The sequence below is a fragment of the Thermodesulfobacterium thermophilum DSM 1276 genome (assembly GCF_000421605.1).
In the GTDB taxonomy this organism is placed as follows: domain Bacteria; phylum Desulfobacterota; class Thermodesulfobacteria; order Thermodesulfobacteriales; family Thermodesulfobacteriaceae; genus Thermodesulfobacterium; species Thermodesulfobacterium thermophilum.
The window spans coordinates 43,880-69,786 of record NZ_ATXI01000008.1; the positions used below are offsets into that span (position 1 = coordinate 43,880).

The following is a 25,907-nucleotide window of genomic DNA, read 5'->3' on the forward strand; positions in this document are numbered from 1 at the left end:
GGTTTATGGAGTTTTTACAAAACAATCTACTTTCGGTAATATTATGGCTCCCTTTATTAGGGGCTTTACCGATTTTTCTTTTAGGAAAAAGATTTGAATATACAGCCAAATGCATAGCACTTTTTACGATGTTGATAGACTTTGGTTTGTCGGTTTTACTTCTATTTTCCTTTGATTTTCAAAATCCTGGGTTTCAGTTTGTAGAAAAGAGACTCTGGATAGACTCTTTAAACAGTTATTATTTTCTTGGGGTAGACGGTATAAGCATCCTTTTTATACCTCTTACTACCCTTACCACCTTACTTTGTATCACCATTTCCTGGGATTCCATCAAGGAAAAGGTCAGGGAGTTTTATTTAGCTCTCCTTTTTACCAACATAGCGATTGTAGGGACCCTTTGTGCCCTTGACCTGCTTCTTTTTTATGTATTTTGGGAGGCGATGCTTATTCCGATGTATCTTATCATAGGGATTTGGGGAGGACCAAGAAGGATCTATTCAACCCTTAAGTTCTTTCTCTATACCTTTTTTGGGTCAGTTTTTATGCTGATTGCCATTATCTATCTTTTCCTTAAATTTGGAACTTTTGATTACACCAAGCTTTTAGGGGTTCCTCTTGGGGGTTTGACTGAGAAACTTTTGTTTTTAGGGTTTGCCCTTGCCTTTGCGATAAAAATTCCTATGTGGCCTGTTCATACCTGGTTACCTGATGCTCACACTGAAGCTCCTACCGCTGGGTCTGTTATCTTAGCTGGTATTTTGATTAAGCTTGGGGCATACGGTTTTCTAAGGTTCGGGTTACCCATGTTTCCTCATGCAGCCCAGGAGTTTGCTCCGTTATTACTTTTACTTTCGGTGATAGCTATCATCTACGGAGGTTTGGCCTGTCTTGCTCAGGATGACTTAAAAAGGCTTATTGCCTATAGCTCGGTTAGTCATATGGGTTTTGTAACCCTGGGAATTTTTGCCTTTAATCCTATAGCTATGAAAGGAGCTATCTTACAGATGATTAACCATGGAATCGTAACCGGTGCTTTGTTTATGTGTGTAGGCATTGTTTATGACCGTACTCATAGCCGTGCGATAAGCTATTATGGAGGGCTTGCCTCTGTCATGCCTGTTTATGCTACCTTTTTTATGATTTTTACGTTAGCCTCGATCGGCCTTCCAGGAACCAACGGTTTTATCGGGGAGTTTCTGATCCTTTTAGGGACTTTCTTTACCAACAAACTCTTGGTTGTGTTCGCTGCCTTAGGTCTTATCATCGGGGCAGGTTATATGCTTTGGCTTTACCAGCGGGTATTTTTTGAAAGGGTAAATCCTAATATAGAAGGGTTAGCACCTTTAAGGGTTAACGAATTTTTATCCTTGCTGCCTATGTTGGTTCTGGTGTTCTTGATAGGGCTTTATCCTAAACTCTTCTTAGACTACATGACCACCTCTATCGAGCATTTACTTAATAACCTAAGGTTTTAAGGAGGCTTACAATTATGACCATAGAGCTTAACTTTGGAGTGATACTTTCTGAGATTCTTCTTTTGCTAGTAGGTTGTTTTATTTTTCTTTTTGATAGATTTTTTAAAAACAAAGGATATGCCTTTTGGTTAACCCTTTTGTCTCTTTTGATAGCAAGTGGTGTGCTTTTAATCTCGCCTTTTGGAGGGTTTACGTTAAGTTATCAAAACGATTTTTTCTCGATAGTCTTTAAGTTTATCGTTTTGTTTGGTGCCTTTTTGGTTGTTATCCTTTCTAAGAACTATCTTACCTATCATTCACAGCTTAACTACGGGGAGTATTATGGGTTTTTGATCCTTTCTCTGATAGGTGCTTTTTTGATGCTTTCTTCTATGGATTTGATCACCATGTATCTTTCGATGGAGCTGATGAGTTTCCCTGTATACCTTTTGATAGCGTTAAACTTTGCCCAACAGCGTAAATCCTTAGAAGGTTCTTTTAAATACTTCCTGGCTGGAGCTATGGGGTCGGTATTTTTACTTTTGGGTATGGGGTTGGTTTATAGTGCTACCGGATCTTTGTTTTTTATGCAGATTGCCCAAAGTCTGTTTGGTAAGGCAGAGTTAACCTATGTGCTGTTAGGATTTTTGTTTATTTTGGCAGGTTTTTCGGTGAAGATGTCCTTTGTGCCTTTTCATATGTGGGCTCCTGATGCTTATGAAAGCGCACCCTTGCCTATAACCTCCTTTATCGCCTCCATAATCAAGTTTGTGGTTATAGCCTGTCTGATAAAGTTGCTTATGGTAGCCTTTATTCCTTTAAAAGCCAAGATAGGGCAAATACTTATTCCTGTGGTTTTGTTAACCATTCTTATCGGAAATGTGCTTGCTATCAAGCAAGACCATCTGATAAGGATGCTTGCCTTTTCCTCTATTGCACATGCAGGTTATGCTGGTTTAGGCCTGATTACTGGAGACCTGATAGGCTATAGCTTTACGATTTTTTACCTTTGGGTTTATCTTATCATGACCATAGGAATGTTTAGTATAGCGGTGTTTTTGGCCAACTACCAAAAGGATCTTCTTTATATACCTAAACTGTCAGGCTTGAGCCAAATCTCCCCTGGGCTTAGTTTTTTAACCTTGATTTTTATGTTTGCTTTAGCAGGGATTCCTCCGACAGCAGGTTTTATGGGAAAATTTTATCTTTTTATCGGTTTGGTTAAGTCAGGATATATCTGGGTAGCTATCTTAGCTGTTCTTTTTTCAGTGATAGGGGCTTATCCTTATCTTAGGGTTTTAAAGTTTATCTACATGGAAAAAACTGAGGAAACCTTTTCCTACCGTTGGGAACCTGGGGTTTGGTTCCCTGTGAGTATAACCGCTTTTCTTACCCTTTTGATCGGTATCTACCCCAAACCTTGGGTAGACATGGTTTACAGAACCCTTTATCTTTATCTTACCTTTCTTTTTTATCCATACTAAACACCTTTAGGAAATCTTTTCCCTTCTCTTTATCAATAAACAGGACTAATTTTTCCTGCCCTGATCTAACTCCTTTTCGGCTAACCTTTCATTTTTCTTAAGTTTTGCCAAAGCCTAAGTTTTCAAATTTAGGCACACTTTTTGATTTTAAATTAAAAAAGCCTTGAGGGGAGCTAAGATGAAGATAAATTTAAATTCAAATAATTGTTCCTGTGGCAACCTTTTTTTATCTAATGGGGGTATTTCAGGAGAGATTAATCAGGAATTTAACTTTCTACAAGTTATCCTTCTTTATTTGCTTTCTAACGGAGATCCTTCTTCTCAGCTGTTGAGTTCTCAGGGTATAAACGCAGACCAAGTTCAGGGTTTAATACAGACTAAAGGAACACAAACTGAAGGTCTGTCTCACACTAAGATTTTTCAAAAAGACCAAGCTCAAGATGAGGACCTGCAAGGTGTGTGGAGTTTTTTGTTTTGGGGATATTTGGTTGATAGGACAGGTATTAACTTGGATGGAGTTATTCAATCCATATCTAAAGAAGGATTAACAGAGGTTTTTGGGTTAAATCTAAACCAAAAGGCGTTGGGAGAACTTTTGGATAGATTTTTAATTAATCCCTCAGAAAAACTTAGGGTTTATGAAGAATTGAACAAACTTTTATCTTTACCTGACCTTAAAACTGATTTTCTAACCTGGCTAAACCATAAGATAGAAAATGGATTTCAGTCTAACGAAGAGATGACGTCTCTTTGGGCTTATTCGTTTTTTAAGATAAAAATTGATCTACCTGTTACGGAGGAAGAGCAAAATTTACTCCAAGGACAAAAATTACAAACAGTTTTAGAGGGAAAGGATGGTTTATCTTTTCAGAACTTGATACAAAAACTTGAAGAAAGATTAAAGACCGAGGTTTTTTCTGATAAAAACTTTTTAGGGTTAAATCCAAGGTTGTTAGAGGTTGTAAATCAAGCTGAGGCACGTTTAAAGGAAGGTTTTATAACCAATAATCAGGTTGTCGATAGTTTGTTTAATAAGTTAAGAGAAAGATTGTCTGAACAACAGACTATTTTAGGGGAGAGAAATGCAGAAGTAAAGGGTTTGAACTTGGCTGAAGCCCCGTTTGAGGTGATTAAGGGATTATCTACTAAGCCTTCAGGTCCTCAAGAGGTTTCAGATAAAAGTGTTGGGATGTTTGAAAAATATTTTGAAAGGATTAAAGAAAAAGGGACTTTTTTAGCTGAGGGTATCTCCTTATCAAAGGAAAAACAGGGAGTTTTTCAAGAAGGGCAGGGAGAGTTAACACGGTTTCAATTTTTTTACCATCAAGTGTCTCACCTAAAGACTGAGGATCAGCACATGGTAAACATAGAGACTGTAAAGTTCTTAGAAGGAGATAAGATGTCTCCTCAGTTTTTTGAGTTTGTGAAGAGGTTTTCGGCAGAGGTCCTTCCAGAAGGAGAAAAGAAGGCTTATGTAAGGCTTGAACCTCCCCATTTAGGAGGTCTTGATTTAGAGATTAAGGTTAAAGAAAAAGAGGTAATCATCGTAGCCAGGGTGGAGAAAGAGGAGGCCTTTCGTGAACTTCAAAATAACGTTGAAACCATAAAAGAAAGTTTAAAAGAACTTGGGCTCTCTCTTAAAGATTTCCAGACCCAGCTTAACTGGGGTTATCAGGGGTTTGCAGGTGGATCTGGAGAGAAAAGAGAGGGGCCTAAGGGGTTAAAAACCGGTTTAGAAGCACAAAGTCAAGATCCTAATATTTTACCCCCTGAGAAAGGGTTCAAAAACCTAAAGGGAAAACATTATTTTATCGTTTAAGGAGGAAAAAGGTTATGGCTACCACCCCGGTTAACACCAATAGTTCTACCATTAGTTCAGTAAACAGCTCTTCTCAGAATACCCAGAGAACACCTAAAAAAGTTTTACAAAAAGATGATTTTATAAAACTTTTTGTTACTCAACTTCAGTATCAAGACCCTATGAAACCTCTTGAAAACAACGATATGGCTATTCAACTTGCTTTGTTCAATCAGGTAGACCAGCTTTTTAACATAAACGACACCTTAAAGAGTTTGGTTGACCTTGGTAAAAACCTTAATCTTACCTATGTCTCAAGTTTGGTAGATAAAAAGGTAAAGGTAGATTCAAACATAGGAAGGGTAGAGCAAGGTCAGTTTTTAGGGGGTGAGTTTAAGGTTGAGGGGTTTGTCACCGGAGGAGAAATAGTTATAAGGGATTCTAAAGGTAATCTGGTAAAAAAGATAACCCTTACAGACCTTAAAGAAGGGATCTATAAGATAGAATGGGATGGAAAGGATCAGGCAGGAAACTCTGTGCCTGATGGTAACTATACCTTTTCTATCCTCCTTTTTGATGGTAAAACGGTCAATTCGGTAAAACCAACGATGGTAGCTAAAGTTACAGGAGCTAAGTTAGGGGAAGAAAACAGGCTTGTGATAAACGGGGTCCAGGAAATTAACCTTTCTGACATCAAAGAATTGATAGGAGGTTAAGAAATGGGACTTTTTGGTGCCATGTATATAGGATATAGCGGGGTGTTAACCACTTCTATGGGAATGAATGTTTCTGCAGACAACATCTCTAACCTTAACACCACCGGGTTTAAAGGAAGTAGGTATGAGTTTGCCAATGCCCTGGTAGAAGCTTATGCAGAAACCTTTAGAAGAGAAAAAGGTTTGGGAAGTAACGTAAAGGCTATAAGAACGCTTTTTAACCAAGGGGCTATCGTAACCACAGATTCTCCAACTGACCTTGCCATCTCTGGTAAGGGCTTCTTTGTGGTCTCAGACCAAAAGGGAAATATTTTTTTTACTCGGGATGGACAGTTTTTTGTTAACCAGGTAGACGAACAACACTTGGCCTTACAAAACAGTATGGGACTTTACCTTTTGGGTTCAGATCCAGATGCAACTTCAGCCGATTTAACCAATCTTAAACCATATCTTATCCCTAAGGTTATGCCTCCTAAAAGCACATCTAACATAGACCTTCAGCTTATCTTTGATAGCACCAAACCTGTTGAACCTATAGACGATCCACTTTGGCAAAGTTATGATGCAACCTCTTCTAACATAATAGAAAATCAGAAGTTTGATTATGTCTTTGATTTTTATGGTTATGATTCCTTTGGGAACAAGACTAACTTTAAGCTTTATGTAGACCGCACTTCAAATCTTAATGAATATGAGCTTTTGTTTGCCCTGGAAGACCCCACCTTAGACGGAAGAGGTTCAGGGAAATATCAAGGGGCATTTTTGTATGGAAGGCTATCTTTTGGAGGTAACGGAGATATAGTGGGGGCTAATTTTTGGGAGATAACCAACCCTTCTTCCTTTGACCCCACAGTTGACCCACCGATGGATTTAACCACTCTTGGAAGACCACAGTTTCAGGTAAACATAGGAGGTGCTACCCAAACCATAACCTTAAACCTTGGTTTCAGGGTAGAACCAGACGGAAGTATAACGAGATCTGCCAATCCCAGTAAACTTCAGGCTAACCCTTTTGCTCAGATGTACTTTAACCAAGATGGTTATCCAGTAGGGGTATTTGACAAGATAGAGGTGATTACCGAAGAAGGTAAGGTGGTTGCCTGGTATACCAACAACAAAAACATAGAGGTTTCAAAGATTTTCTTAGCAGACTTTTCTGGGTATGAAGAAAATTTGATTAAGGTAGGAAATGGACTTTTTATGGCAAGAGAAGGGGCTCAGCCTTTTATCTTTTCTCCCGGGGTTTTTGAAAGGGGAAGGCTTCTTTCTGGAGCCCTCGAAAACTCAAACGTAGATTTAGCTTCTGAGATGGTGAGTTTAATTACCTTGCAGAGGGCTTTCCAAAGTAATACCAGGGTGATAACCACCGCAGACCAGATGTTAGAAGATTTCTTAAGTAAACGATAAAAAAATCCGATAAAAATATAAAGGGGGTGTTGATATGGGTTTGACCGATGCCTTGTTTACAGGAACAAGTGGGTTGAGGGCCCTTGGACATGGTATGAGCGTAATCGGAGACAATGTTTCTAATTTAAATACTACCGCGTTTAAAGGTGCCAGGATCTCTTTTAGTGATGTTATGTCTCAAAGTATCAATACCGGGGCTGGCTCAGGACAACTTGGAAGAGGAGCAAGTATTCAGGCACTTTATTCTCTTTTTAATCAAGGGTCTTTTGAATCAACAGCCAACCCAACTGATATGGCTATAGCCGGATCAGGGTTTTTTATCGTAAAAGACCCTAAAAGTACAGGAAATGTGTTTTACACCAGAGACGGACAGTTTGTGATAGATAAAACAGGATATTTAGTTAATGCAGGTGGGTTAAGGGTGCAAGGATGGAGGATAGATGAGGTAACCGGAGACATAACCGGTGCTATCACCGACATTCAAATAGACCGCTCTTCTCCTCCGGTTAAGACTTCTAAGATAGATGTTATCACAAACTTAGATGCAAGAGAGGAAACAAGAACTAAGCTTATTTTTTTAAGCGGAAATCTATACGACGACCCTTCAGACGGAAACTATACTTATTTCCCTAACGCAGGCTATTATGAGGTAGTAATAAGGGACGTAGATGGTAAAGACAATAAGATAGGAATAAGACTTGGATATAACGCAGCCACCCAAAAATGGGCCTATGAAATCTATAACTTGGAAACAAACCAGACTATAGTCAGTTCTACAGACAGCACCTCAACTAGAGCCTCTTTTGAACTCCCCTCTACCAAAGAGCTAATAAGTTTAGACTGGAGTGGAGTTACCCATGTAAACGGTGCTAACGACATTAAGATGCCAGGAAGAACAGGAATGATAGAATTGTCAGGTGATGTAGATCCAGATACCTGGGAATACATAGACTTTATTGCTCCTACTGATCCTCAGGTAATAGATGCTAACGGAACGCAAAGGAAGCTACGTGTGTATATAAGGTATGACAGCACCGATGGCAGGTGGGACTATAGGGTTTTTGAAAACCCTGCTGCAACCCCTGCAACTAATCCTGATGACCCTACTCAAGAGACAGGGACCCTCCTTGTAAAAGGTGACAACTCTGATGAAACGAACATTTTCTTCTTTCTTGATGGAACCACTCAAAGGATCAACTTAGACTGGTCTAACTTAGGGTATAGCGGTGGTACACCAACTGCTACAGTGTTTACCTTACAGGAAACTGATACCCTTCTTTCATACTGGGATGCAAGACAGGATGTTCCTATACCTTCTACCGCCTATTCTTACAGAACAACCCTTACTGTGTATGATTCCCTTGGGACTCCTCATGAGATTACGGTTTATTATAACCCTACCACCAAAGATAACGTTTACGAATTTTTGGTGGCTTGTAACCCTAATGAAGACGCAAGAGATTTTACCAAAGACACCCTTCCTATGCAGTGGCAGTACGAAGAAGGAACGATTACTCAACAGCTTCAAATACCCTCAGGTAATGTGCAGGCTAAGAGTTTAAAAGGGGTATTGATGTATGGTAGGCTTGAATTTGATAACCAAGGAAATGTAAAAAAGTTTTATGAAACCTACCGTTTGGATGCAAACACCGGGGCTTTAGTTCAGGTGGTAGATACCTCTGGTAATCCTGTTCCAGACCCGGTGGATAAATTTTCAGCCCTTGGTTCACACGGTTACCCCCTTATGATAGCCGACTTTTTGGGCATAGATTTTCCATATGATATTTACCCACCAAACTCGCAAGATCAAGGTCTTGTAAGAAATGACCTTCAGCAAATAGAGTTAAACTTTGGATACTTTTTTAAAGACTCCTGGAGGTCTGAATCTGTAAGAACTACGCAATACGCAACCTCTAATGCCACCATTTTTTACGACCAAGACGGTTTTGGCCCAGGTGCCTTGGAAAGTATAACTGTAGACAACCAAGGTATTATCACCGGCAATTACTCTAACGGAAGGGTTATTCCTCTCTGGATGGTTTCTTTGGCAAACTTTAACGCTCCTGAAAGGCTGCAGAAAGTAGGGGGTAATCTCTTTAAAGAAACCACCCACTCAGGACCTCCTGTAACCGGAAAACCAGGTAGCAATGGCCTTGGAACTATAGCTCCTAACTCGATAGAACAGTCTAACGTAGACCTGGGAGAACAGTTTGTAAAAATGATTGTCTTTCAGAGAGGCTTCCAGGCTGATTCCCGTATCATCACCGTCTCAGATACCATGCTTGAAGAACTGATAAATCTTAAGAGATAATTTTTTGTTTCTCCCTGGGAAGGGTTAGTTAGCCTTCCCAGGGTATCTTTCCTTTTTTCTAATCCACCCCTTACATCTCCTAAATAAAAGTTATCTACCGGTTAGGTGAAGACTCAAAGGTTATAAAAATAATTTAAAAAATTGATGTCTTGACTTTTAGAGAAAATACTTTATAATAATTTTTAAATAAAAAAAATAATAAGGAGGTTAGGTATGAAAAGTCTAAAGGGCACCCAGACAGAAAAGAACATTTTGACTGCCTTTGCTGGAGAGTCCCAGGCGCGTAACCGTTATACCTTTTACAGCTCTATAGCTAAAAAAGAGGGATTTGACCAGATTTCCTTTATCTTTGAGGAGACTGCTAACCAGGAAAAGGAACATGCAAAAAGGCTTTATAAGTTTTTAGAAGGAGGAGAGGTAGAGATTACCGCTAAGTTTCCTGCAGGAAAACTGGGAAATACCCTTGAAAACCTGCTTCATGCAGCAAGTGGAGAAAACTATGAATATAAAGTAATGTATCCTACCTTTGCTAAGATCGCAAGAGAAGAGGGTTTTGAGGAAATTGCCAGAGTGTTTGAAGCCATAGCTATAGCTGAGCAGTTTCATGAAAAAAGATACCTTGCTTTAGCCAACAACCTGAAGGAAGGAACGGTTTTCAAGAAAAAGATAGAAGTCATCTGGAGATGCAGAAACTGCGGTTATATTCACAGAGGACTTGAAGCACCTGAAAAGTGTCCTTCTTGCGACCACCCAAGAGCCTACTTTGAATTAGTCTGTGAAAACTGGTAAAAATCTTTTAAATGGTTTAAAGGGGCGTTAACGCCCCTTTAAACAGATTACTTTTTAAACTCTATTCTTAACCCAAAGGTTTGAGGCCAGGCCTTTACCCCTTTTATTTCTTCATATTCTTCGTCAAGAAGGTTTTTTCCCCATAAACTAAGGCCAACCCCGGTTTTAAACTGTTTTTTCAATTCCAGGTTTAAAAGGTATATCTCATTAGCTCGATAGGGTTTTCTCAGGTTGGCGCTAACGATCAAATCTATATCCCAGGGAAGTTTTGCATAAACCCCACCTACTAAGTTATATCTTAGATAAGAACCCTGGTATCTGGCTGAACTTAGGTTTTTGGCTACCTGGTTTAAGTAGGTATAGCTTAGAAACGGTTTAATCCTGTTAAATGCTATGTTTAAGTCCATGGTAGCTCCCAAGGTTTTTAGTTCCTCTATGTTTTGAGCTTGAGTTATAGCTCCTACCTTTATCCAGTCTATGATGTCTTTCCCTGTTCTATAAAAAAGCGTTCCTGAAAGAGCAACGTGTGAGGTCTTATAATCAAAACCTATTTCTGAGTTATAGGCCTTTTCGTTAGAAAGACCAGGGTTACCCTTGGTATAAGGCGAATCATAGTATAGTTCTGTAAAGCTTGGAGCTCTATAGGAAAAACTAAAAGAGGCCCTGGTTTTTAGCTTAGGGTTGATCAGATAGGCAAGCCCTAAGTAGTAAGAAAAGAGGTCTTCATTCTTAGCCAGGCTGTCATATCGAACCCCAAGGCTTGGGAAAAATTTATCACTTATCTTCGGATATATCCAAAAATAAGCCCCTAACCCTTGTCTAACATGGTCTCCCAGCCTTGAGCTATCAAGGGTTTCATAAGAAGCCTCAACTCCAACCACATAGTCAGCAAGTCTTTTTTCTAACCTTAAAGGCAAGTTTGCCCTTAATACCTGAGATTTGTGCTGGTTTTTATAAAAGTCTGGATTATTGCGATCAAGAAGATAAGTATCATAATGGATTCTGTATAGCAGTGCAGGCTCAAAAAACCATGAATTTCCGTAAAAATTCTTTTTGGCTACAAAAAGATGGGTCCTTGTTTCTTCCCATTCTGTGTTGTATTTAGTGGTATAAAAATTTCTTGCCCCAAAGTCTTTTTCCTGAAAACCATAAAAAATTAGTTTACTTTGGTCTTTTACGTAGGTATTAAAGGTTCTTATGTCAAAATCTCGGTTCCAGATAAAACCGTTTGATTTCTGCTGAGAAAGGTTGATCCCTATCGGGGTTTTTCCTAACACAAAACCTAAGCTACCTTTCATCTCCCATAGGTCATAGCTTCCGTATCCTCCTGATAAAAAAACTCCCTTTTCTGGCTTTTTGAGGTTAAAGTTGATGGCTCCACCAAAACCACCAGGGCCATAAAGGGCACTTGCTCCTCCTGCCAGCAACTCTACAGAAGAAAGCTCTTCTTGAGTGAAAGGAAGGTTCATAAGATGATGCCCTGTTTGAGGGTCAGAAAGTCTTATACCCTCAAAAACTACCAGATTTTGCTCAAACGTAGAACCTCTGATAGAAAGATCCTGCTGCACCCCAAACTCTCCTCTTTCTCTAAATTGCAAATTAGAAAACTTCTCAGGCCCGATCTTTAACTCCCAACCTTCTTTTAATACTTTCACCTCTTGAGAGACACGTTCAACCGTTTCAACACTTGCCTGGGCTGTAACCTTTACCTCCTCAAGAAAAACCGAGGTAATCTTTTCGCTGTTTTCAGCCTCTGCATTTGTGTTAAATAAAAAACACAAAACCCCTCCTATTCCTAAAATCCTGCCTATCCCCATCTTTGCCCTCCATGCTAAAGTAAATTTTGGTTTTTAGATAAAGGGTTTAAATTTCGTTAACCAAAAATTTTAGAAAGGTTAACATAAAAACATAAAAAGTCAATTTCCTCGTGGTGAATTTAAAAGGAGAAAGTAAAAAGACATGTTGGAAAAGGCTTAGAAGGTAACTTTTTTAAGAAAAATTTTGGGGTTAAATTATACCCTAAACATGAAAAAGTTTAAACAGGAGGAAAGGAATTTTCCCTTCCTCCTGTTTTTATAAAAATAAAAGAGGTTTAGCTTAAGGCTGCACGTCCTTTTTCTGTAAGACTGTATTTTTCCCCTTCTGATGAGGCAATAAACCCAGCCTCTGTAAGTTCTCTTAGCGAACTTCTTACTTGAAAAAGGGGTCTTTTGGTTATTTCTGCTATTTCAACAGGGGTAAGAGCCCCTTTTTCTTCTAACAACTTTAACAGCCCAAGAGCCTTTTCGCTAAGCCTTCCGTCTGGGCTTACACAACCTGTAGACATGTTTTTCCCTCTAACTCAGTTTTTTCTTGCAGAAATACCAGTCAATGCATTCATAGCCTTGTTTAGCCCTGTTTACTGCCTCTTCATAGGAGGTTGGAGGAGGTACTATTACCTTTGTGTTTTCCTCAGTAAACTCCCAAACCTGAGGCTCAGGCACCCAGTTGGCAGGGGTGGCTACCCCATACTTGTCAGCAGTTTGTAAGGCATCAATCAACCTTAAGATTTCTCTCATGTTTCTTCCTGCAGAAAGAGGATAGTAAATAATAGCCCTTATCTTACCGTTAGGGTCTATGATAAAAACAGCCCTTACGGTAGCGGTGGAACTTTCTCCTGGATGTAACATCCCATAAAGCTTCGCTACTCTGCCATCAGCATCAGCTACTATAGGGAAGGGAATCTCTATCCCGGTTTTTTCCTTTAAGTTCATAGCCCAGGCGATGTGAGAGAACACACTGTCTATGCTTAGACCTAAAAGCTGGACGTTTCTCTTGGCAAACTCTTCGTTCATCTGAGCAAAGGCTAAAAACTCGGTAGAACAAACTGGAGTAAAGTCTGCCGGATGGGAAAAGAACACTACCCACTGTCCTTTAAAGTCTTCTGGAAACTTGATAGGTCCCATCGTGGTCATAGCCTCAAAACCTGGGGCTTGGTCTCCAATCCTTGGCATACTGATTACTTCTTTTACCTCTTCCATAATCCACCTCCTGTAATTATTTTTAATTAAAACTAATTTTTAATAAAAATTATAATGCAGGATAAAATTTTGTCAAGGGGGTAAAAATTCAAATACCTTAAAAATTTAAAATTCAAACACCCTAAAAAGACTTGACAAAATAAAAAATATGAGTAAATTGAGATTTAATTTCAATTGCAATTTTAAAAAGCAGGATGGTAAAAACAAACAGGAGGCCAGGTATGACAGTTGCAGTCGTAGGAGGGCACGATAGGTTAAAACCTCAGTTAGAAGAATATGCTAAAGAAAACCAGCTGAAACTCAGGTTTATCAACAGATGGTCTCCTCAAGCTCCTCATTCCCTTTCATCAGCTGATTACATCGTCATAATAACGGGATGTGTATCTCATGAACTCGTTAAGCTGGCTAAAAGTTGCGGTAAGAAAAAATGTATCTTTTGCCGTGCCAAAGGGCTCTGTAGACTCAAAAAGCTCATCGACCAGTTAAAGGTGGATGCCTAAATTTTTTTTGCAGATTTATTGAAAATGAAATGCAGAATAAATTAAATAAGGGAGGTCAGACATGGTTGAGGGTTTAAAAGAAAAGGGATTAATTCCTTTAGCTCTTCTTAGAGAAGGAGAGCTTGGCAAAATCTATTCTCTTTCTTCAGACTTAAAGGTTGATTCTTGGTATACCTGTAGAGGTTGTGGTGGTGTTGAGTGTTGTCTAAAAGGTAAAAAAGATGTTGTTAACCAAAAGATTGGGTCTATGGGTCTTAAACCCGGGCAGGTAGTAGAGGTAAAACAAAACAGACCAGGTAATCCTATTCTTCTTAGGGTAGAAGAAACTTTTATCGCGCTAAGCCGAAAACTGGCGATGAAAATAATGGTTCTTAAAACAAACCATAAATCATAGTTTAAAGGAGGGAGGCAGGGATGAGTATACGAAAATGTCAAAAATTTACCGTTTATCCCCTGTCTAACTTCCCATTAGGAGAATTGGCTGAGGTGATATGTATTTCTTCCTTTGACTTAAGCCTGAGGTTAAAAAGCATTGGCGTTCAGGAGGGAACTTTGGTAGAAATTATCCATCAGGACCCTTCTGGAGATAGGGTGGTAGTCAGGTTTAACGAAAGTAGAGTGGCTTTAGATAAAGCATTCCTAAAGCATATCTTGGTTAGACCATTGAAAACCTCCTATGAGATGTTGAGAGATTTTGCAAGGGTTGATCAGTTGACAGGTCTTCTAACACGACAGTTTGCTGAAAATCTCTTAAAAAAAGAGTTAGCCAACCCACCGTATTGCTTGGTTTTAGCTGATGTAGATGATTTTAAAAGATTCAACGACACCTTTGGGCACCAGGCAGGAGATAAGGTTTTAAAGGACATCTCTCAAGTTATCAGAAGGAACTTAAGAAAAACAGACCTGGCTGTTAGATGGGTGGAGAGGAGTTTGTTTTATTTTTGAGGAACACAACCGTTGAGATAGGACAATTGATAGCAGAACGTATAAGAAGGGCTGTGGCTGATCATATAGTCTGGTGGCAAGGACAGACCTTAGGAGTTACTCTAAGTCTCGGGGTTTGTGGAGCTCCTCCGGTTAGACCTTTAGAACTACTTTTTGAGATGACTGATAAGGCCCTTTATCAGGCCAAAAGATCTGGAAAAAATTTGGTTTTTCTATGCGAGGAGTAGGGAAGATGTTGGCCAGACAATGCCTTTATGACCCTGAAATCGTAGAGTTATGTTGTCAGATAGAAAAATGTCAGCCTTTGATGGTTACTGTTCATCAAATCTGCGAAGTCTTGACCAATCTCATGGAAAGTAAAGACCTGCATACCAAATACCACTCAGAAAAAGTAGCGGTGTTAAGCTACATGGTTGCTTTATCCTTAGGACTTCCTCCTAAACTGGAAGACCTTATTCATATAGCAGGACATCTCCATGATATCGGAAAGTTTGCTCTACCTGATGAAATCTTGAAAAAACCAGGTCCCTTAACACAGCAGGAGTGGAAGATAGTCAAGAAACATCCAGTGATTGGGGCAGATTATCTCAAGGATATCAGAATTTTTCAAGGCAAAGGAGGGGTTATAGAGATGGTGCTTTATCATCATGAAAGATGGGATGGAAAGGGTTATCCTGCAGGTCTTAAAAAACGGGAAATACCTCTTGGAGCAAGGATAATAGCTGTAGCTGATGCCTTTTCTGCGATGACAGACAAGCGTCCCTACAGAAATCCTTTAAGTTTTGAAGAGGCCTTGGAGGAACTTAAAAAAGGCTCAGGTTCTCAGTTTGACCCAGAAATAGTAGACATTTTTCTTAGCATGGAAGAAAGAATAAGGGATTGGTTAGGGTTGATAAACAAATCTTAAAAGGAGGTGAAAAACGATGCTAAAACTTTCTAAGGTTAATTTAGGGAAGAGAGTTAAGGTAGTTTCTGTTGAAGGCCCCCCCTCGGTAAAACAACGCCTAAAGGAAATGGGTATAACCCCTGGGGTTGAGCTTCAAATAGTTAGGATTGCTCCTCTTGCTGACCCTGTAGATGTAGAAGTGCGAGGATATCATCTTTCTATCAGAAAAAAAGAGGCAGAGTTGATAGAGGTGGAGGTGATAGGATGAAAGAAATAAAGATAGCAGTGGTTGGTAATCCTAACACAGGTAAATCAAGTTTGATAAACGCCATTGCCAAGGCTAACCTTCAAGTTGGCAACTGGCCTGGGGTAACGGTAGAAAAAAAACAGGCAAAACTATCTTACAAAGATTATATTTTGCACTTCATCGACTTACCTGGTACTTACAGTTTAACCCCTTATACCGTAGACGAAACCATTACCAGAGATTTTCTCTTTCTTGAAGACTACGACGTTATTTTATGCGTGGTTGATACTACTAATCTTGAAAGAAACCTTTATTTTGTGGTACAACTGATAGAACTTGAGAAGCCTATGGTAATTGCCTTGAATATGTTTGATGAGGCAAAAAAACTTGGATATAAGGTAGACATAAAACTTTTACAAGACATCCTTAAAGTAAAAGCAATCCCAACGGTAGCGGTGAAAGAACAGGGAGTTGAAGAAATTAAGGAGGCCTTGATCGAAGTCTTTGAAAGGGCAATCGTGCCAACTAAGCTTCCTTATGGAGAGGAGTTAGAGGATTTAATAAAAACGATTTTATACCGGATAAAAGCGGTAAAACCGGATTTAGAAAGGGTAAGCTTGGCTGTGGTTTTTAAGTTGTTAGAGGGAGAGGAGGATCTTTTAAAAAAGTTGGGTATTGAGCTTGATAAAAGAGAAATAGAAAACATCCTCAAACACATTAAGACAGTCCACGAGGTAGAGTTTAGCGATTACTTGCTTGATATCAGGTATGGTTTAGCAACCGGAATTGCCAAAATGGTGCTTCAACGCCCAGAAATCAGACGGGAGACCCTTACAGAAAAGATAGACAAGATAGTTTTAAACAGGATTTTAGGGATACCTCTTTTTCTTTTGGTGATGTGGCTTTCTTTTAAGGTTGCGTTTGATGTAGCTAACCCTTACATAGATTTTTTAGACAAAGCTGTAAATGAGGTTTTTAGAAGATGGATAGAGGCAGGGCTTTCCTCTGTAGGGGTAACAGACTGGTTAAATTCTCTTATAGTGGATGGGATTTGGGTAGGAGTAGGGACTGTGTTGTCTTTTATTCCTATCATCGGGATGATTATGTTTATGATAACCTTTCTTGAAGCTACCGGTTATATGGCAAGGGCGGCTTTTCTTATGGATAGAATCATGAGATACTTTGGTCTTCAGGGAAAAGCTTTCATCCCTCTTCTTATGGGGTTTGGTTGTAATGTTTCGTCTGTATATGCTTGTAGAACTTTAGAACAGGAGCATGAGAGAAAACTTACGATGTTTATAGTTCCTTTTATGTCTTGTGGAGCAAGACTGCCAGTTTATGCTTTGTTTGTGGCAGCTTTTTTTGCAACTCACTCGGCAGCGGTGCTTCTTTTCATCTATCTGTTGGGTATAGCTGTAGCTCTTAGCCTTGCTGTTATTCTTCACAAAACCTATTTTAAAGGGGTTAGCGGACCTTTCATCATGGAATTACCGCCTTATCGTATCCCTACCTTTAAAAATCTTGCCGTCCACACCTGGCTTAAGCTAAAACATTTTGTGATCAAAGCAGGGACTTTGGTTTTGGCCTTTAATGTTCTCATATGGATGGCACTAAACCTTCCCTGGAAGCCTGAAAAACCTGAAGACTCAATCTTAGGCAAAACAGGATATCTGATAGCCCCTATTTTTAAACCCTTAGGTTTTGGAGATTGGGCAAGTAGTGCCAGCCTTTTGGCAGGGTTTCCTGCAAAAGAGGTTATAGTTTCAACGATGGCACAAATTTATGGCGGAGATGTTGAAGATAACCCCCAAGAGGAACTTTCTTTTAAAGAAGACCTTAAAGAATTGCTTTTGCTTTTTGCTGAAAAAACAAAAGAAGTAGGGGTTAATCTGATCTCTACTTTTAGGATAGTTACCCTCACGGCAGAGGTATCAGAAGAAGGTACAGGTATTTTATCTGAACTTCAAAATAGGTTTACCCCTGCTTCAGCTCTTTCTTTTATGGTTTTTGTACTCCTATATTTTCCATGCATGGTTTATGCAGCAACCGTGAGGATAGAAGCAGGATCCTTTAAGTTCGTTTGTCAGATAATTTTGGTTACCTTTATCGTTGCCTGGATAGTATCTTTTGTAGTTTATCATCTTGCAAGGTTAATTTTATAAAAATTATTTTTATGATAAAGGTGGCACAACTTTAAAGTTTATGTTAAAATTGTAAAAACATGTAGCTAAAACTAAATCAGGGGGGAGATTATGATAAGAAAGGTTTTTACGACCTTGTCCTTAGGTCTTTTGGTTTTTGGAGTTCCTGTTAAGGCTAAGGCTTATGAGGTAAACGAAAAACTCTCTATCGAGGCAAACTTGACAGGGGTTTACCAGTGGTTAGATAAGAGAAAGGGAGATTTTAAGGACGAGGAAAAAGGGTCTGTGGTTCTTGACGCAAGGGTTACGTTTAAACCTACAGAAAAGGATGAATTTTCTGTAAGAGGTAGTTTTGCCAAAGGAAATGGATTAAAAAAGGTTAGTCCTTTTAAACTCTCCCCTAATTCAGATGACCTCAGGGATGACCTTCACAACATCAACAACCGTTCAAGAGACCATTTGCAAGAACTCTGGTATGCAAGAACCTTTGATCTGCCAGGCAACTCAACCCTTAAGACAACCTTGGGAATTATAGACGCAACCGCTTTCATCGACCAAAACCGGTTTGCAAACGATGAGCTGACACAGTTTATGAATGAGGCCTTTGTAAACAACCCACTGGCTAATCTCATAAGTTATGACTATGGAGTAGCTTTAGAGTGGTCTAAAGGGCCTTTTAGCTTAGGCTTAGTGGGGATGCAAAGCAAAACCGACGAGAATGAGGACCCGAGGTTTGACAAGAAAATTTATAATTATTATGCTGCTCAGGTAGGCTATAAATTGGAGACCTCTCTTGGAGAAGGAAACTATCGGGTTTTTGCCTTTACTACCAACAAGCGTTTCCCTGATTGGGATGGAGAAAAGAAAAAGGCCTTAAAAGGCTGGGGTATTTCTATAGACCAGGATATAATCAAAGATACCCTTGGGGTTTTTGCAAGAGCTGGTTTTCAGGATGATGACGCAGAAATAGACTACAAAAGCATGTATTCCTTAGGGTTGAACTATAAGTTTAAACCCTTTGGTGTAAAAAACGTTGAATTAGGGGTAGGTTACGCTTACCTTAAAGCCTCTTCCAAAAACGAAGAACTAAAACATACACAAGCTGTAGAAGCCTATCTTTCTGTTCCTATATACGAAAAAGAAAAACTCTTTGCCTCACATCTCACCTTTGACTGGCAATGGATGAAAGATAGGCTTAAGTACGAGGAAAACCCAGAAAATAAAGGTCATATCTTCGGGGTAAGGCTAAACTTAACTTTTTAAGCTTTGTAAGACAAATAGTACAAAGGGATAACCCCTCAAGGTTATCCCTCTTAACTTTTAAATATTAACCATATTTAAGTTGATGTTCAGTAAAAAAAAAATTTCCCTCAGATAAAAACAGGTAGAAAATTTCGTATTAAAGGTCTTGAAATTTTTCTAAAATGAGTATTAATAAAAGTTAAGTTTTATATTATTTTGAGGAGGAGGTGGACTATGGGGTTGTGGAAATGTAGTAACTGCGGAGAAACAAAAGAATCAAGGTGTAAGCCTAAAAAATGCCCTAAATGTGGAGAGATGAACACGATGGTTAAAGAAGGGACAGAAGCTAATTCATCCTCTTCTTGTGAGCCTAAGAAAAGAGGATGTAAGAAAAAAGCTGGGTAATTCTATTTATCATGGTAGTTGCTACCTGGAATGTTAACTCTATAAAAGTTAGAAAAGAACAGGTTTTAGAATTTTTAAAGGAGGTCGGTCCAGACCTCCTTGCTTTACAAGAAACCAAGGTAAAGACTGAAGATTTCCCTTTTAAACCCTATCAAGAGATAGGTTATCATGTAGTTCATTCTGGAGGGAAGGGGAGAAATGGAGTGGCTTTACTTTCAAAGGTGGCTCCAAAGATTATAAAACGGGGTTTCGAAAATACTTCAGAGCCTGAGAGTTTTCCTGATGCAGAAGAAAGGCTTATTGGGATAGAGGTTGAGGGCTTTGGTTTCGCTTCTCTTTGGGTTTTTTCGGTGTATATACCAAACGGAGGTCAACCTGAGTCAGATTACTATTACTACAAACTAAGTTTTTTCTGGCAGCTCAAAGAGTTTTTTGAGAAAACCTTTTCTCCTGAGGACCCTATCATCCTTATGGGAGACTTTAACGTAGCCCCAGAAGATAAGGATGTGTTTGCCCCAGGTTTATTAGAAGGACATATCTGTTTTACTGAAAAGGAAAGAAGAGCTTTTTTTGACCTTCTTTCTTTTGGTTTTTATGATACTTTGCGAGAGAAGTATCCCGATGCCCGAGGGGTTTTTACCTGGTGGGATTATCAGTTTGGGGCTTTTAAGAAAAATCAGGGGATGCGTCTTGACCATATTCTTATCACTAGGCCTTTGTTAGAAAAGTTAGGAGACGTTTATGTAGAAAAAAGTTTTCGAACTAAACCTAAGCCGTCAGACCATGCCCCTTTAATAGCTAAATTTTTAGTCTAAAGAGTTTCCCAGTTAAGGCAAGAAGGACAAACCCAGGTTACCCCACTTCTGGTAAACATTCTCTGATTTTCTATAAAACAAGTTTGACAAATGGTAAGACCGCAGTGGGTACAGAGATAACAAAAGGACTGGGATTTTCCACAAAAATCACAGACCCCAGCCCCAACCTTTTTCTTTAAGCTTTTTTCCTTTACTAAAGAGAGGTAACACTCCCTTTTTTGGTCTTCCATTAATGTTTTCCTACAGGAGAAAAATTTACTTTGAAAGAACCGTCAAGCCTTACAGTTTTTCTTTCGTTAAACTCTTGTTGTTTACCTTTATTCCAGTTCTGTACCGGTCTAAAATAACCAACCACTCTGCTATAAACCTCACAAGGCACCACTTTTACCTTTTGAGTCTTTTCTTCTTTCATCTCAATCCTCCTTGGGTGTGAGTTTTAACCTGCAGCTGCATTAACAAAATTTTTAGCCAGACTAATCGGAAGCTCCATCTCTACCCCAAACCTGTTTAAGTCAGCCTCAGAATGAGGATAGGGGCAAAAGTCATGTCTCCCAGGTAGATAACCATGTATAGGACAGACAGAAAAGGTGGGTGTGATGGAAAAATAGGGAAGCCTAAAGTTTTCTACCACAGTTTTTACCAGGTCCTTTACCACTTTGGTATCATGGATTTCTTCTCCGATAAAAAGATGAACGACCGTTCCACCAGTAAAAAGTATCTGTAGGTCATCTTGATGGGTAAGTATCTCAAAAATATCGTCTGTATAGTTAACAGGAAGATGGCAAGAGTTGGTGTAATAAGGGGCTTCTTCAGTACCTGCGGTTTTGATCCTGGGGAATTTTTTCTTGTCAATTTTTGCCAGTCTGTAGCTTGTTCCTTCTGCTGGGGTGGCCTCAAGGTTGTAGAGATTTCCTGTCTCCTCTTGAAAAAGACTTATCTTTTCTCTCATAAATCTTAAAACTTTTATCGCAAACTCTTTAGCCTCAGGATCATAGATGGGTTTCCCTAAAAAGTTTATGCACATCTCATTCAACCCTACAAGCCCTATGGTAGAAAAATGGTTAGCCCAGTAAGCACCTTTCGCCTCTTTTACCGAGCTTAAGTAGACCTTACAATAGGGATAAAGTCCTTTTTCGGTAAAATCCTCGATCATTTTTCTTTTGATCTCAAGGGATACCTTAGCAAGTTCCATCAACCTTTCTAACCTTTCAAAAAGATCCTCTTCACAGGTAGCAAGATATCCAAGTCTTGGCATGTTGATGGTAACCACTCCTACGCTTCCGGTAAGTGGGTTAGCCCCAAACAAACCTCCTCCTCTTTTCCTCAGTTCTCTCTTGTCAAGACGAAGCCTACAACACATACTAAAAGCATCCTCTGGGTCCATGTCTGAGTTGACAAAGTTTGCAAAATAAGGTATCCCGTATTTTCTGGTCATCTCCCAAAGAGGTTCATACTCAGGATTATCCCAGTCAAAATCCTTGGTGATGTTATAAGTAGGAATAGGAAAGGTAAAAATCCTTCCCTTAGCATCTCCTGCCATCATTAACTCACAGAAAGCCCTGTTTATCATAGACATTTCTTTGTGAAATTCTTCATAGGTTTCTTCTTGAGGTTTTCCACCTATTATGACATTTGCCTTGGCATAAAGCTTTGAAGGCTTAAGATCAAAGGTAAGATTGGTAAAAGGTGTATTTCCAGTTATAAACACCTGCCCAGCTCTTCTTGCAATTACAGTTTCATTTTCGGTATGAACTGACCAGATGATACCACAGTAAGGAACCTTATCTATTTGTTGGATATAATCAGTTTTAGTCTGAGTAAAGGTTAGCTCATATCTTAATTTTTTATTATTTATTTCGGGTTTACGTTCTCTTATGGAAACATTGTATCCTGCGAGAACTCCCACTGCCATAAGTCCATCAGCAAAATCTTTATCAGTAGTTATAATTCTTATCCTCCCTCCATCAATCCATCCATCACCCTTAGCATAAGTTTCAAGGAAAAGACGAGCCTGGCTTTTACTTAACTGATAAAGATAAAAAGGGAATATCTTTTTTGGATTTCCCATTACCGCATGAACAAACTTGCTTGACTCTGGAGAAAGTCTTATATGGATACATTTCCCCCAGGATTCCTGTTCTCTTTCCGTATATTCAAGGTTCAATTTTTCAAGTAAAGCCTTGATTTCTTCGTAATTTTCAGGATGTTTTTCCTTAGACTGATAAATACTAACTCTTTTAGATCCGTCTTTTTCTATTGAACCCTCTGAAAGAACCCAGGCACAAAGCTTTAATTCCTCATCTGAAATGGGATAATCTTCTTTTGAGTTTTCTCCTGTAACAGGTATTGGAATAGGAGATTTAAACCCAAGTATCTCCTCAATAGGCTGAAGGATAAATTTATCTGTATTAAATATTTGTCTTACAACTCTATGGCCAGGTGAGATAAGCTGATCCTGGTTGCGATTTTTTAAGTTATACATTATGCCTTCATACTTCCTTCTAAACACATAAGTAACCTTTGCAGGTTCTATAGTCCCCTTTTCAAGATTAAAAGTATAGATAAAATCTCCTTCATTAACTTCATTCCACCTCTTCCAACCATTTGGAGTTAAAATTTCTGTATCTTCAGAAAGGCATTGAAAACCTACTCTGGTTGGCACATTTACATTAAAGAGAAATTCCTGCATACATTGTTTTACTTCAGGGTAGGTTAGTTTGTCATACCTTACAAAAGGAGCAAGGAGGGTATCAAAGTTAGAAAAGGCTTGAGCTCCAGCCCCTTCTCCTTGAAGGGTATAAAAGAAGTTTACTATCTGTCCAAGGGCAGACCTAAAATGCTTAGGAGGGGCACTTTCAACCTTACCACTAACCCCTCCAAATCCTCTTAAAAGAAGATCATATAAATCCCAACCCATGCAGTAGGCTGAAAGACAACCAAGGTCATGAATATGAAAGTCTCCTTCTCTATGAGCTTCAGCTATTTCCTTAGGATAAAGCTTTTCTAACCAATAACGGGCAACGATAGAAGAACTTACATGAAAATTGAGCCCTTGAAGGCTAAAACTCATGTTAGAGTTTTCCTTTACCCTCCAGTCTTCATTGCTTATATACTCCTCTATAAGGTTAATACCGTCAACTAAGGCTTGCCCGATTTCTCTTGCCTGACGCCTCTTTTCACGATAAAGAATATAAGCCTTAGCTACCTCGGGGAACCCTCTTTCCATCAAAGTTCTTTCTATGATGTCCTGGATGGTTTCCACATGAGGAATGTCTCCCTTTTTAAAATAATTTCTGTAAAGAAAGATAGACACAGCATCAGCTATTTTTTCAGCATCAGCCTTGGTGCCTATTTGGGTAGCCTTCATAGCTTTATGGATAGCGTTTATGATCCTAAAACGAGAATAAGGAACAACCTTACCAGTTCTTTTTCTGACTAACGGTTCCATCAAGATCCTCCTGTTAGTTTACATACAATATATTGTGTTTTTTCTTTGGAGATACCACAATATTTAGTTAATTTTAAATTTACAGCTTCTATCTTTTTTGTCAAGTTTGTTTTTGTTAAAGAAATTTTAAGCTTTGAATTTTTTTTAATGATGTTTTTTGATACTATTTGGAGTTTTCTTTTGTGGTATAATAATTTTATATGGTTTCATACAGGCCGGCAAGTCTTGAAGAGTTTATAGGCCAAAAGAGAATAAAAGAGGAACTTAAGATATACATTCCTTCTGTAAAAAGCAGGCAAGAAGTTTTTCCTCATACGTTTTTTGTAGGTGCCCCAGGTCTTGGGAAAACAACCTTAGCAAGGATTATAGCTTTTGAGTTAAGAAGAGACCTTAAGATTACCTCAGGTCCTGTCCTCGATAAAACAGGCACCTTAGCCGCAGTCCTTACAAACCTTAAGGAAGGGGATATACTTTTTATAGATGAGATACATCGTATGCCTAAGGTATGTCAAGAGGTGCTTTATGCAGCCATGGAAGACTTTGCGTTAGACATCGTGATCGGTAAAGGTCAGGTGGCCAAAACCATCAGGTTAAGCCTTCCTAAGTTTACGCTGATTGCCGCAACCAATAAACCTAATCTTTGCTTGGCACCACTAAGAGACAGGTTTCAGCTTATTTTTAAACTTAATTTTTATACTGACGAAGAATTAAAAGAGATTATCATTAAAGTAGGTAAAGCTTACGGTCTTTACATAGACGAAAAGCCAGCCTTAAGTTTAGCCAAGGCTTCAAAGGGCATCCCCAGGCAGGCTTTAAACCTGTTAAGAAGGCTGAAAGATTTTGCCTGGTTAACTCGTAGCCAGCCAGAAGAACATATAAAGGTAGACGAAGGCTTGGTAAAAGAGTTTTTAGAGCTTTTAGACATAGACGAATGGGGACTTACTCCTGAGGACAGAAAGTGCCTTTTAACATTATATAAAGAGTTTAAGGGTGGTCCGGTGGGTTTAGGGTCCCTTGCTTTATCTTCAGGTATAAGTGTTGAAGAGTTAGAAAGTATCTATGAACCAGCCCTCATCAGGTTAGGGATGCTTGCTCGCACAAGAAAAGGAAGGGTGCTTACCCAAAAAGGCTATCTTTATCTTAAAGAAAGGTTTGGTATAAATCCCTTGGAGGAAGGTTTATGTCTCTTTTCAAAATAAGCCCTTATGGTCTTAGGGAAAAAAAGGGAAAAGAGGTTATCGTGGCCTCAACTGCTTATGACTATACCTCTGCTCAGATTGCTGAGGCTGCAGGAGTAGATTTTATCCTTGTTGGTGATTCGGCGGCGATGGTGATGTTAGGACATGAAGATACCTTCTCTATTGGGATGGAAGAGATGCTTCTTTTTTGTAGGGCAGTAAGTAAAGGGGCTCCTAATACTATAAGGATAGGTGATTTGCCGTTTTTAAGCTATCAGGTTTCAAAGGAACAGGCAGTTTATAATGCAGGTTTGATGATCAAGGAAGGACGGTGTCATGGAGTTAAGGTAGAGGGTGGAGAAGAGGTGGCAGAGGTAGTTGAAACTATCGTCAGGGCAGGGATACCTGTGCTTGGGCATATAGGCCTTACCCCTCAAAGGGCGGCGGAGTTAGGTGGCCTTAAGGTTCAGGGTAAAACCATAGAAAGTGCCAGAAAGTTGATAAAGGATGCCAAGATTTTAGAGAAGGCAGGAGTTTTTGCTATAGTTATAGAATGTGTGCCTGCAGAGCTTTCTAAGGTGATAACCGAAAAAGTAAACGTTCCTACCATAGGTATAGGTGCAGGTCCCTTTGTGGATGGACAAATCTTGGTTTTTCATGATATAGTAGGTCTTTTTAAAAGGTTCAGACCTAAGTTTGTTAAGGCTTATTTTGATGGATTTGGTGCTTTTAAAAAGGCTTTAGAGCAATATATAAAGGAATGTAAAGAAAAAGTGTTCCCTTCTGAAAAGGAAAGTTTTTCCCTTTCTCAAGAGATTCTTAAAGAATTGTTAGAAGATTAAGGGGTTGTTTTTATAAAAAATTGGTGTAAAGTTTTCAAATTATAAAAATTTTATAAGGGAGTGTTGTCTTATGGCTAAGGTTAAGATGAAGACTAACCGTTCAGCTGCCAAAAGGTTTAAGGTTACTGCTAATGGTAAGATTATGCATAAAAAAGCCGGCAAAAGTCACCTTCTTAGGAAAAAGAGCAGAAAAACCAAAAGGCACCTTAAAAAATACAAAGAGATTTTTGCTGGGTTTTATGATCACGTGGCTAAGATTATCCCATATAAATTTTAGTT

Annotated in this window: 21 protein-coding genes and 2 pseudogenes; 19 read left to right on the forward strand and 4 right to left on the reverse strand. The window is 39.0% G+C overall.

Annotated features, from left to right (window positions below; translation table 11 throughout):
- Positions 1-5: 5 nt before the first annotated feature.
- From H529_RS0104950 to rbr, 7 genes are all read left to right on the forward strand, one after another.
- Positions 6-1,475, forward strand: coding sequence for an NADH-quinone oxidoreductase subunit M (locus H529_RS0104950; protein WP_022855436.1), 1,470 nt, complete (start codon positions 6-8; stop codon positions 1,473-1,475).
- A gap of 14 nt (positions 1,476-1,489) precedes the next feature.
- A complete protein-coding gene (locus H529_RS0104955) occupies positions 1,490-2,938 on the forward strand; it encodes an NADH-quinone oxidoreductase subunit N (RefSeq protein WP_022855437.1) in 1,449 nt (482 codons plus the stop codon).
- A gap of 178 nt (positions 2,939-3,116) precedes the next feature.
- Positions 3,117-4,757 carry a flagellar hook-length control protein FliK gene (locus H529_RS0104960; RefSeq protein ID WP_022855438.1) on the forward strand — a complete coding sequence of 547 codons (1,641 nt, stop codon included), beginning with the start codon at positions 3,117-3,119 and terminating at the stop codon, positions 4,755-4,757.
- A 14-nt stretch (positions 4,758-4,771) separates the two neighbouring features.
- The gene (locus H529_RS0104965) at positions 4,772-5,452 is read left to right on the forward strand and encodes a flagellar hook assembly protein FlgD (protein WP_022855439.1); all 681 of its coding nucleotides are present in this window, start codon (positions 4,772-4,774) and stop codon (positions 5,450-5,452) included.
- 3 nt (positions 5,453-5,455) lie between these two features.
- Positions 5,456-6,859: a flagellar hook protein FlgE gene (locus H529_RS0104970; RefSeq protein WP_022855440.1), complete on the forward strand. Its 1,404-nt coding sequence runs from the start codon at positions 5,456-5,458 to the stop codon at positions 6,857-6,859.
- A 34-nt stretch (positions 6,860-6,893) separates the two neighbouring features.
- Positions 6,894-9,170: a flagellar hook-basal body complex protein gene (locus tag H529_RS11215; protein WP_022855441.1), complete on the forward strand. Its 2,277-nt coding sequence runs from the start codon at positions 6,894-6,896 to the stop codon at positions 9,168-9,170.
- A 213-nt stretch (positions 9,171-9,383) separates the two neighbouring features.
- The gene (rbr, locus tag H529_RS0104980) at positions 9,384-9,959 is read left to right on the forward strand and encodes a rubrerythrin (RefSeq protein ID WP_022855442.1); all 576 of its coding nucleotides are present in this window, start codon (positions 9,384-9,386) and stop codon (positions 9,957-9,959) included.
- 47 nt (positions 9,960-10,006) lie between these two features.
- On the opposite strand, the gene H529_RS0104985 is transcribed toward rbr, so the two are convergent.
- The 3 genes from H529_RS0104985 to H529_RS0104995 form a co-directional block, all read right to left on the reverse strand.
- Entirely contained in the window at positions 10,007-11,776 is a 1,770-nt protein-coding gene (locus H529_RS0104985; protein ID WP_022855443.1) for a TonB-dependent receptor plug domain-containing protein, read from the reverse strand.
- A 275-nt stretch (positions 11,777-12,051) separates the two neighbouring features.
- Complete coding sequence (locus H529_RS10220) at positions 12,052-12,285, reverse strand: winged helix-turn-helix transcriptional regulator (RefSeq protein ID WP_033396841.1); 234 nt, start codon at positions 12,283-12,285, stop codon at positions 12,052-12,054.
- 10 nt (positions 12,286-12,295) lie between these two features.
- Positions 12,296-12,979, reverse strand: a complete 684-nt coding sequence (locus H529_RS0104995; protein ID WP_022855444.1) for a peroxiredoxin — start codon at positions 12,977-12,979, stop codon at positions 12,296-12,298.
- A 221-nt stretch (positions 12,980-13,200) separates the two neighbouring features.
- Between H529_RS0104995 and H529_RS0105000 the strand changes: the two genes are divergently transcribed.
- From H529_RS0105000 to xth, 9 genes and pseudogenes are all read left to right on the forward strand, one after another.
- Positions 13,201-13,479, forward strand: coding sequence for a DUF2325 domain-containing protein (locus tag H529_RS0105000; RefSeq protein ID WP_022855445.1), 279 nt, complete (start codon positions 13,201-13,203; stop codon positions 13,477-13,479).
- Between the two features lie 61 nt (positions 13,480-13,540).
- Positions 13,541-13,873, forward strand: coding sequence for a FeoA family protein (locus H529_RS10225; protein ID WP_022855446.1), 333 nt, complete (start codon positions 13,541-13,543; stop codon positions 13,871-13,873).
- A 20-nt stretch (positions 13,874-13,893) separates the two neighbouring features.
- A pseudogene (locus tag H529_RS10985) lies at positions 13,894-14,651 on the forward strand (GGDEF domain-containing protein).
- Between the two features lie 5 nt (positions 14,652-14,656).
- Complete coding sequence (locus H529_RS0105020; RefSeq protein WP_022855447.1) at positions 14,657-15,331, forward strand: HD-GYP domain-containing protein; 675 nt, start codon at positions 14,657-14,659, stop codon at positions 15,329-15,331.
- Between the two features lie 16 nt (positions 15,332-15,347).
- Complete coding sequence (locus tag H529_RS0105025; RefSeq protein WP_022855448.1) at positions 15,348-15,578, forward strand: FeoA family protein; 231 nt, start codon at positions 15,348-15,350, stop codon at positions 15,576-15,578.
- The gene (gene feoB, locus H529_RS0105030) at positions 15,575-17,719 is read left to right on the forward strand and encodes a ferrous iron transport protein B (protein ID WP_022855449.1); all 2,145 of its coding nucleotides are present in this window, start codon (positions 15,575-15,577) and stop codon (positions 17,717-17,719) included. Before H529_RS0105025 ends, feoB begins: the two co-directional genes overlap by 4 nt.
- Positions 17,720-17,809: 90 nt before the next feature.
- Complete coding sequence (locus tag H529_RS0105035) at positions 17,810-18,961, forward strand: carbohydrate porin (RefSeq protein WP_022855450.1); 1,152 nt, start codon at positions 17,810-17,812, stop codon at positions 18,959-18,961.
- 213 nt (positions 18,962-19,174) lie between these two features.
- Positions 19,175-19,345 carry an RCKP-type rubredoxin-like domain-containing protein gene (locus H529_RS11580; protein WP_022855451.1) on the forward strand — a complete coding sequence of 57 codons (171 nt, stop codon included), beginning with the start codon at positions 19,175-19,177 and terminating at the stop codon, positions 19,343-19,345.
- 11 nt (positions 19,346-19,356) lie between these two features.
- Entirely contained in the window at positions 19,357-20,160 is an 804-nt protein-coding gene (gene xth / locus H529_RS0105045; protein ID WP_022855452.1) for an exodeoxyribonuclease III, read from the forward strand.
- 229 nt (positions 20,161-20,389) lie between these two features.
- On the opposite strand, the pseudogene H529_RS12000 reads toward xth, so the two are convergent.
- A pseudogene (locus H529_RS12000) lies at positions 20,390-23,608 on the reverse strand (ribonucleoside triphosphate reductase).
- A gap of 200 nt (positions 23,609-23,808) precedes the next feature.
- On the opposite strand from H529_RS12000, the gene ruvB reads away from it, so the two are divergent.
- The 3 genes from ruvB (at position 23,809) to rpmI (ending at position 25,905) form a co-directional block, all read left to right on the forward strand.
- Positions 23,809-24,807 carry a Holliday junction branch migration DNA helicase RuvB gene (gene ruvB, locus H529_RS10245; RefSeq protein ID WP_022855455.1) on the forward strand — a complete coding sequence of 333 codons (999 nt, stop codon included), beginning with the start codon at positions 23,809-23,811 and terminating at the stop codon, positions 24,805-24,807.
- Positions 24,789-25,628: a 3-methyl-2-oxobutanoate hydroxymethyltransferase gene (gene panB / locus H529_RS0105070; protein ID WP_022855456.1), complete on the forward strand. Its 840-nt coding sequence runs from the start codon at positions 24,789-24,791 to the stop codon at positions 25,626-25,628. The genes ruvB and panB overlap by 19 nt, the downstream gene beginning before the upstream one ends.
- A 70-nt stretch (positions 25,629-25,698) precedes the next feature.
- Complete coding sequence (gene rpmI, locus H529_RS0105075; RefSeq protein WP_022855457.1) at positions 25,699-25,905, forward strand: 50S ribosomal protein L35; 207 nt, start codon at positions 25,699-25,701, stop codon at positions 25,903-25,905.
- Positions 25,906-25,907 lie beyond the last annotated feature (2 nt).

Excerpts from the sequence above, each read along its gene's own strand:
- H529_RS11580 (WP_022855451.1), top strand. The coding sequence starts at position 19,175 with ATGGGGTTGTGGAAATGTAGTAACTGCGGAGAAACAAAAGAATCAAGG.
- xth (WP_022855452.1), top strand. The coding sequence starts at position 19,357 with ATGGTAGTTGCTACCTGGAATGTTAACTCTATAAAAGTTAGAAAAGAA.
- H529_RS10220 (WP_033396841.1), bottom strand. The coding sequence starts at position 12,285 with ATGTCTACAGGTTGTGTAAGCCCAGACGGAAGGCTTAGCGAAAAGGCT.
- H529_RS0104960 (WP_022855438.1), top strand. The coding sequence starts at position 3,117 with ATGAAGATAAATTTAAATTCAAATAATTGTTCCTGTGGCAACCTTTTT.
- rpmI (WP_022855457.1), top strand. The coding sequence starts at position 25,699 with ATGGCTAAGGTTAAGATGAAGACTAACCGTTCAGCTGCCAAAAGGTTT.
- panB (WP_022855456.1), top strand. The coding sequence starts at position 24,789 with ATGTCTCTTTTCAAAATAAGCCCTTATGGTCTTAGGGAAAAAAAGGGA.
- H529_RS0105000 (WP_022855445.1), top strand. The coding sequence starts at position 13,201 with ATGACAGTTGCAGTCGTAGGAGGGCACGATAGGTTAAAACCTCAGTTA.
- H529_RS0104965 (WP_022855439.1), top strand. The coding sequence starts at position 4,772 with ATGGCTACCACCCCGGTTAACACCAATAGTTCTACCATTAGTTCAGTA.
- H529_RS0104995 (WP_022855444.1), bottom strand. The coding sequence starts at position 12,979 with ATGGAAGAGGTAAAAGAAGTAATCAGTATGCCAAGGATTGGAGACCAA.
- H529_RS0104970 (WP_022855440.1), top strand. The coding sequence starts at position 5,456 with ATGGGACTTTTTGGTGCCATGTATATAGGATATAGCGGGGTGTTAACC.
- H529_RS0105035 (WP_022855450.1), top strand. The coding sequence starts at position 17,810 with ATGATAAGAAAGGTTTTTACGACCTTGTCCTTAGGTCTTTTGGTTTTT.
- H529_RS10225 (WP_022855446.1), top strand. The coding sequence starts at position 13,541 with ATGGTTGAGGGTTTAAAAGAAAAGGGATTAATTCCTTTAGCTCTTCTT.
- H529_RS0104955 (WP_022855437.1), top strand. The coding sequence starts at position 1,490 with ATGACCATAGAGCTTAACTTTGGAGTGATACTTTCTGAGATTCTTCTT.
- H529_RS0104950 (WP_022855436.1), top strand. The coding sequence starts at position 6 with ATGGAGTTTTTACAAAACAATCTACTTTCGGTAATATTATGGCTCCCT.
- H529_RS0105020 (WP_022855447.1), top strand. The coding sequence starts at position 14,657 with ATGTTGGCCAGACAATGCCTTTATGACCCTGAAATCGTAGAGTTATGT.
- ruvB (WP_022855455.1), top strand. The coding sequence starts at position 23,809 with ATGGTTTCATACAGGCCGGCAAGTCTTGAAGAGTTTATAGGCCAAAAG.
- H529_RS0104985 (WP_022855443.1), bottom strand. The coding sequence starts at position 11,776 with ATGGGGATAGGCAGGATTTTAGGAATAGGAGGGGTTTTGTGTTTTTTA.
- H529_RS0105025 (WP_022855448.1), top strand. The coding sequence starts at position 15,348 with ATGCTAAAACTTTCTAAGGTTAATTTAGGGAAGAGAGTTAAGGTAGTT.
- rbr (WP_022855442.1), top strand. The coding sequence starts at position 9,384 with ATGAAAAGTCTAAAGGGCACCCAGACAGAAAAGAACATTTTGACTGCC.
- feoB (WP_022855449.1), top strand. The coding sequence starts at position 15,575 with ATGAAAGAAATAAAGATAGCAGTGGTTGGTAATCCTAACACAGGTAAA.
- H529_RS11215 (WP_022855441.1), top strand. The coding sequence starts at position 6,894 with ATGGGTTTGACCGATGCCTTGTTTACAGGAACAAGTGGGTTGAGGGCC.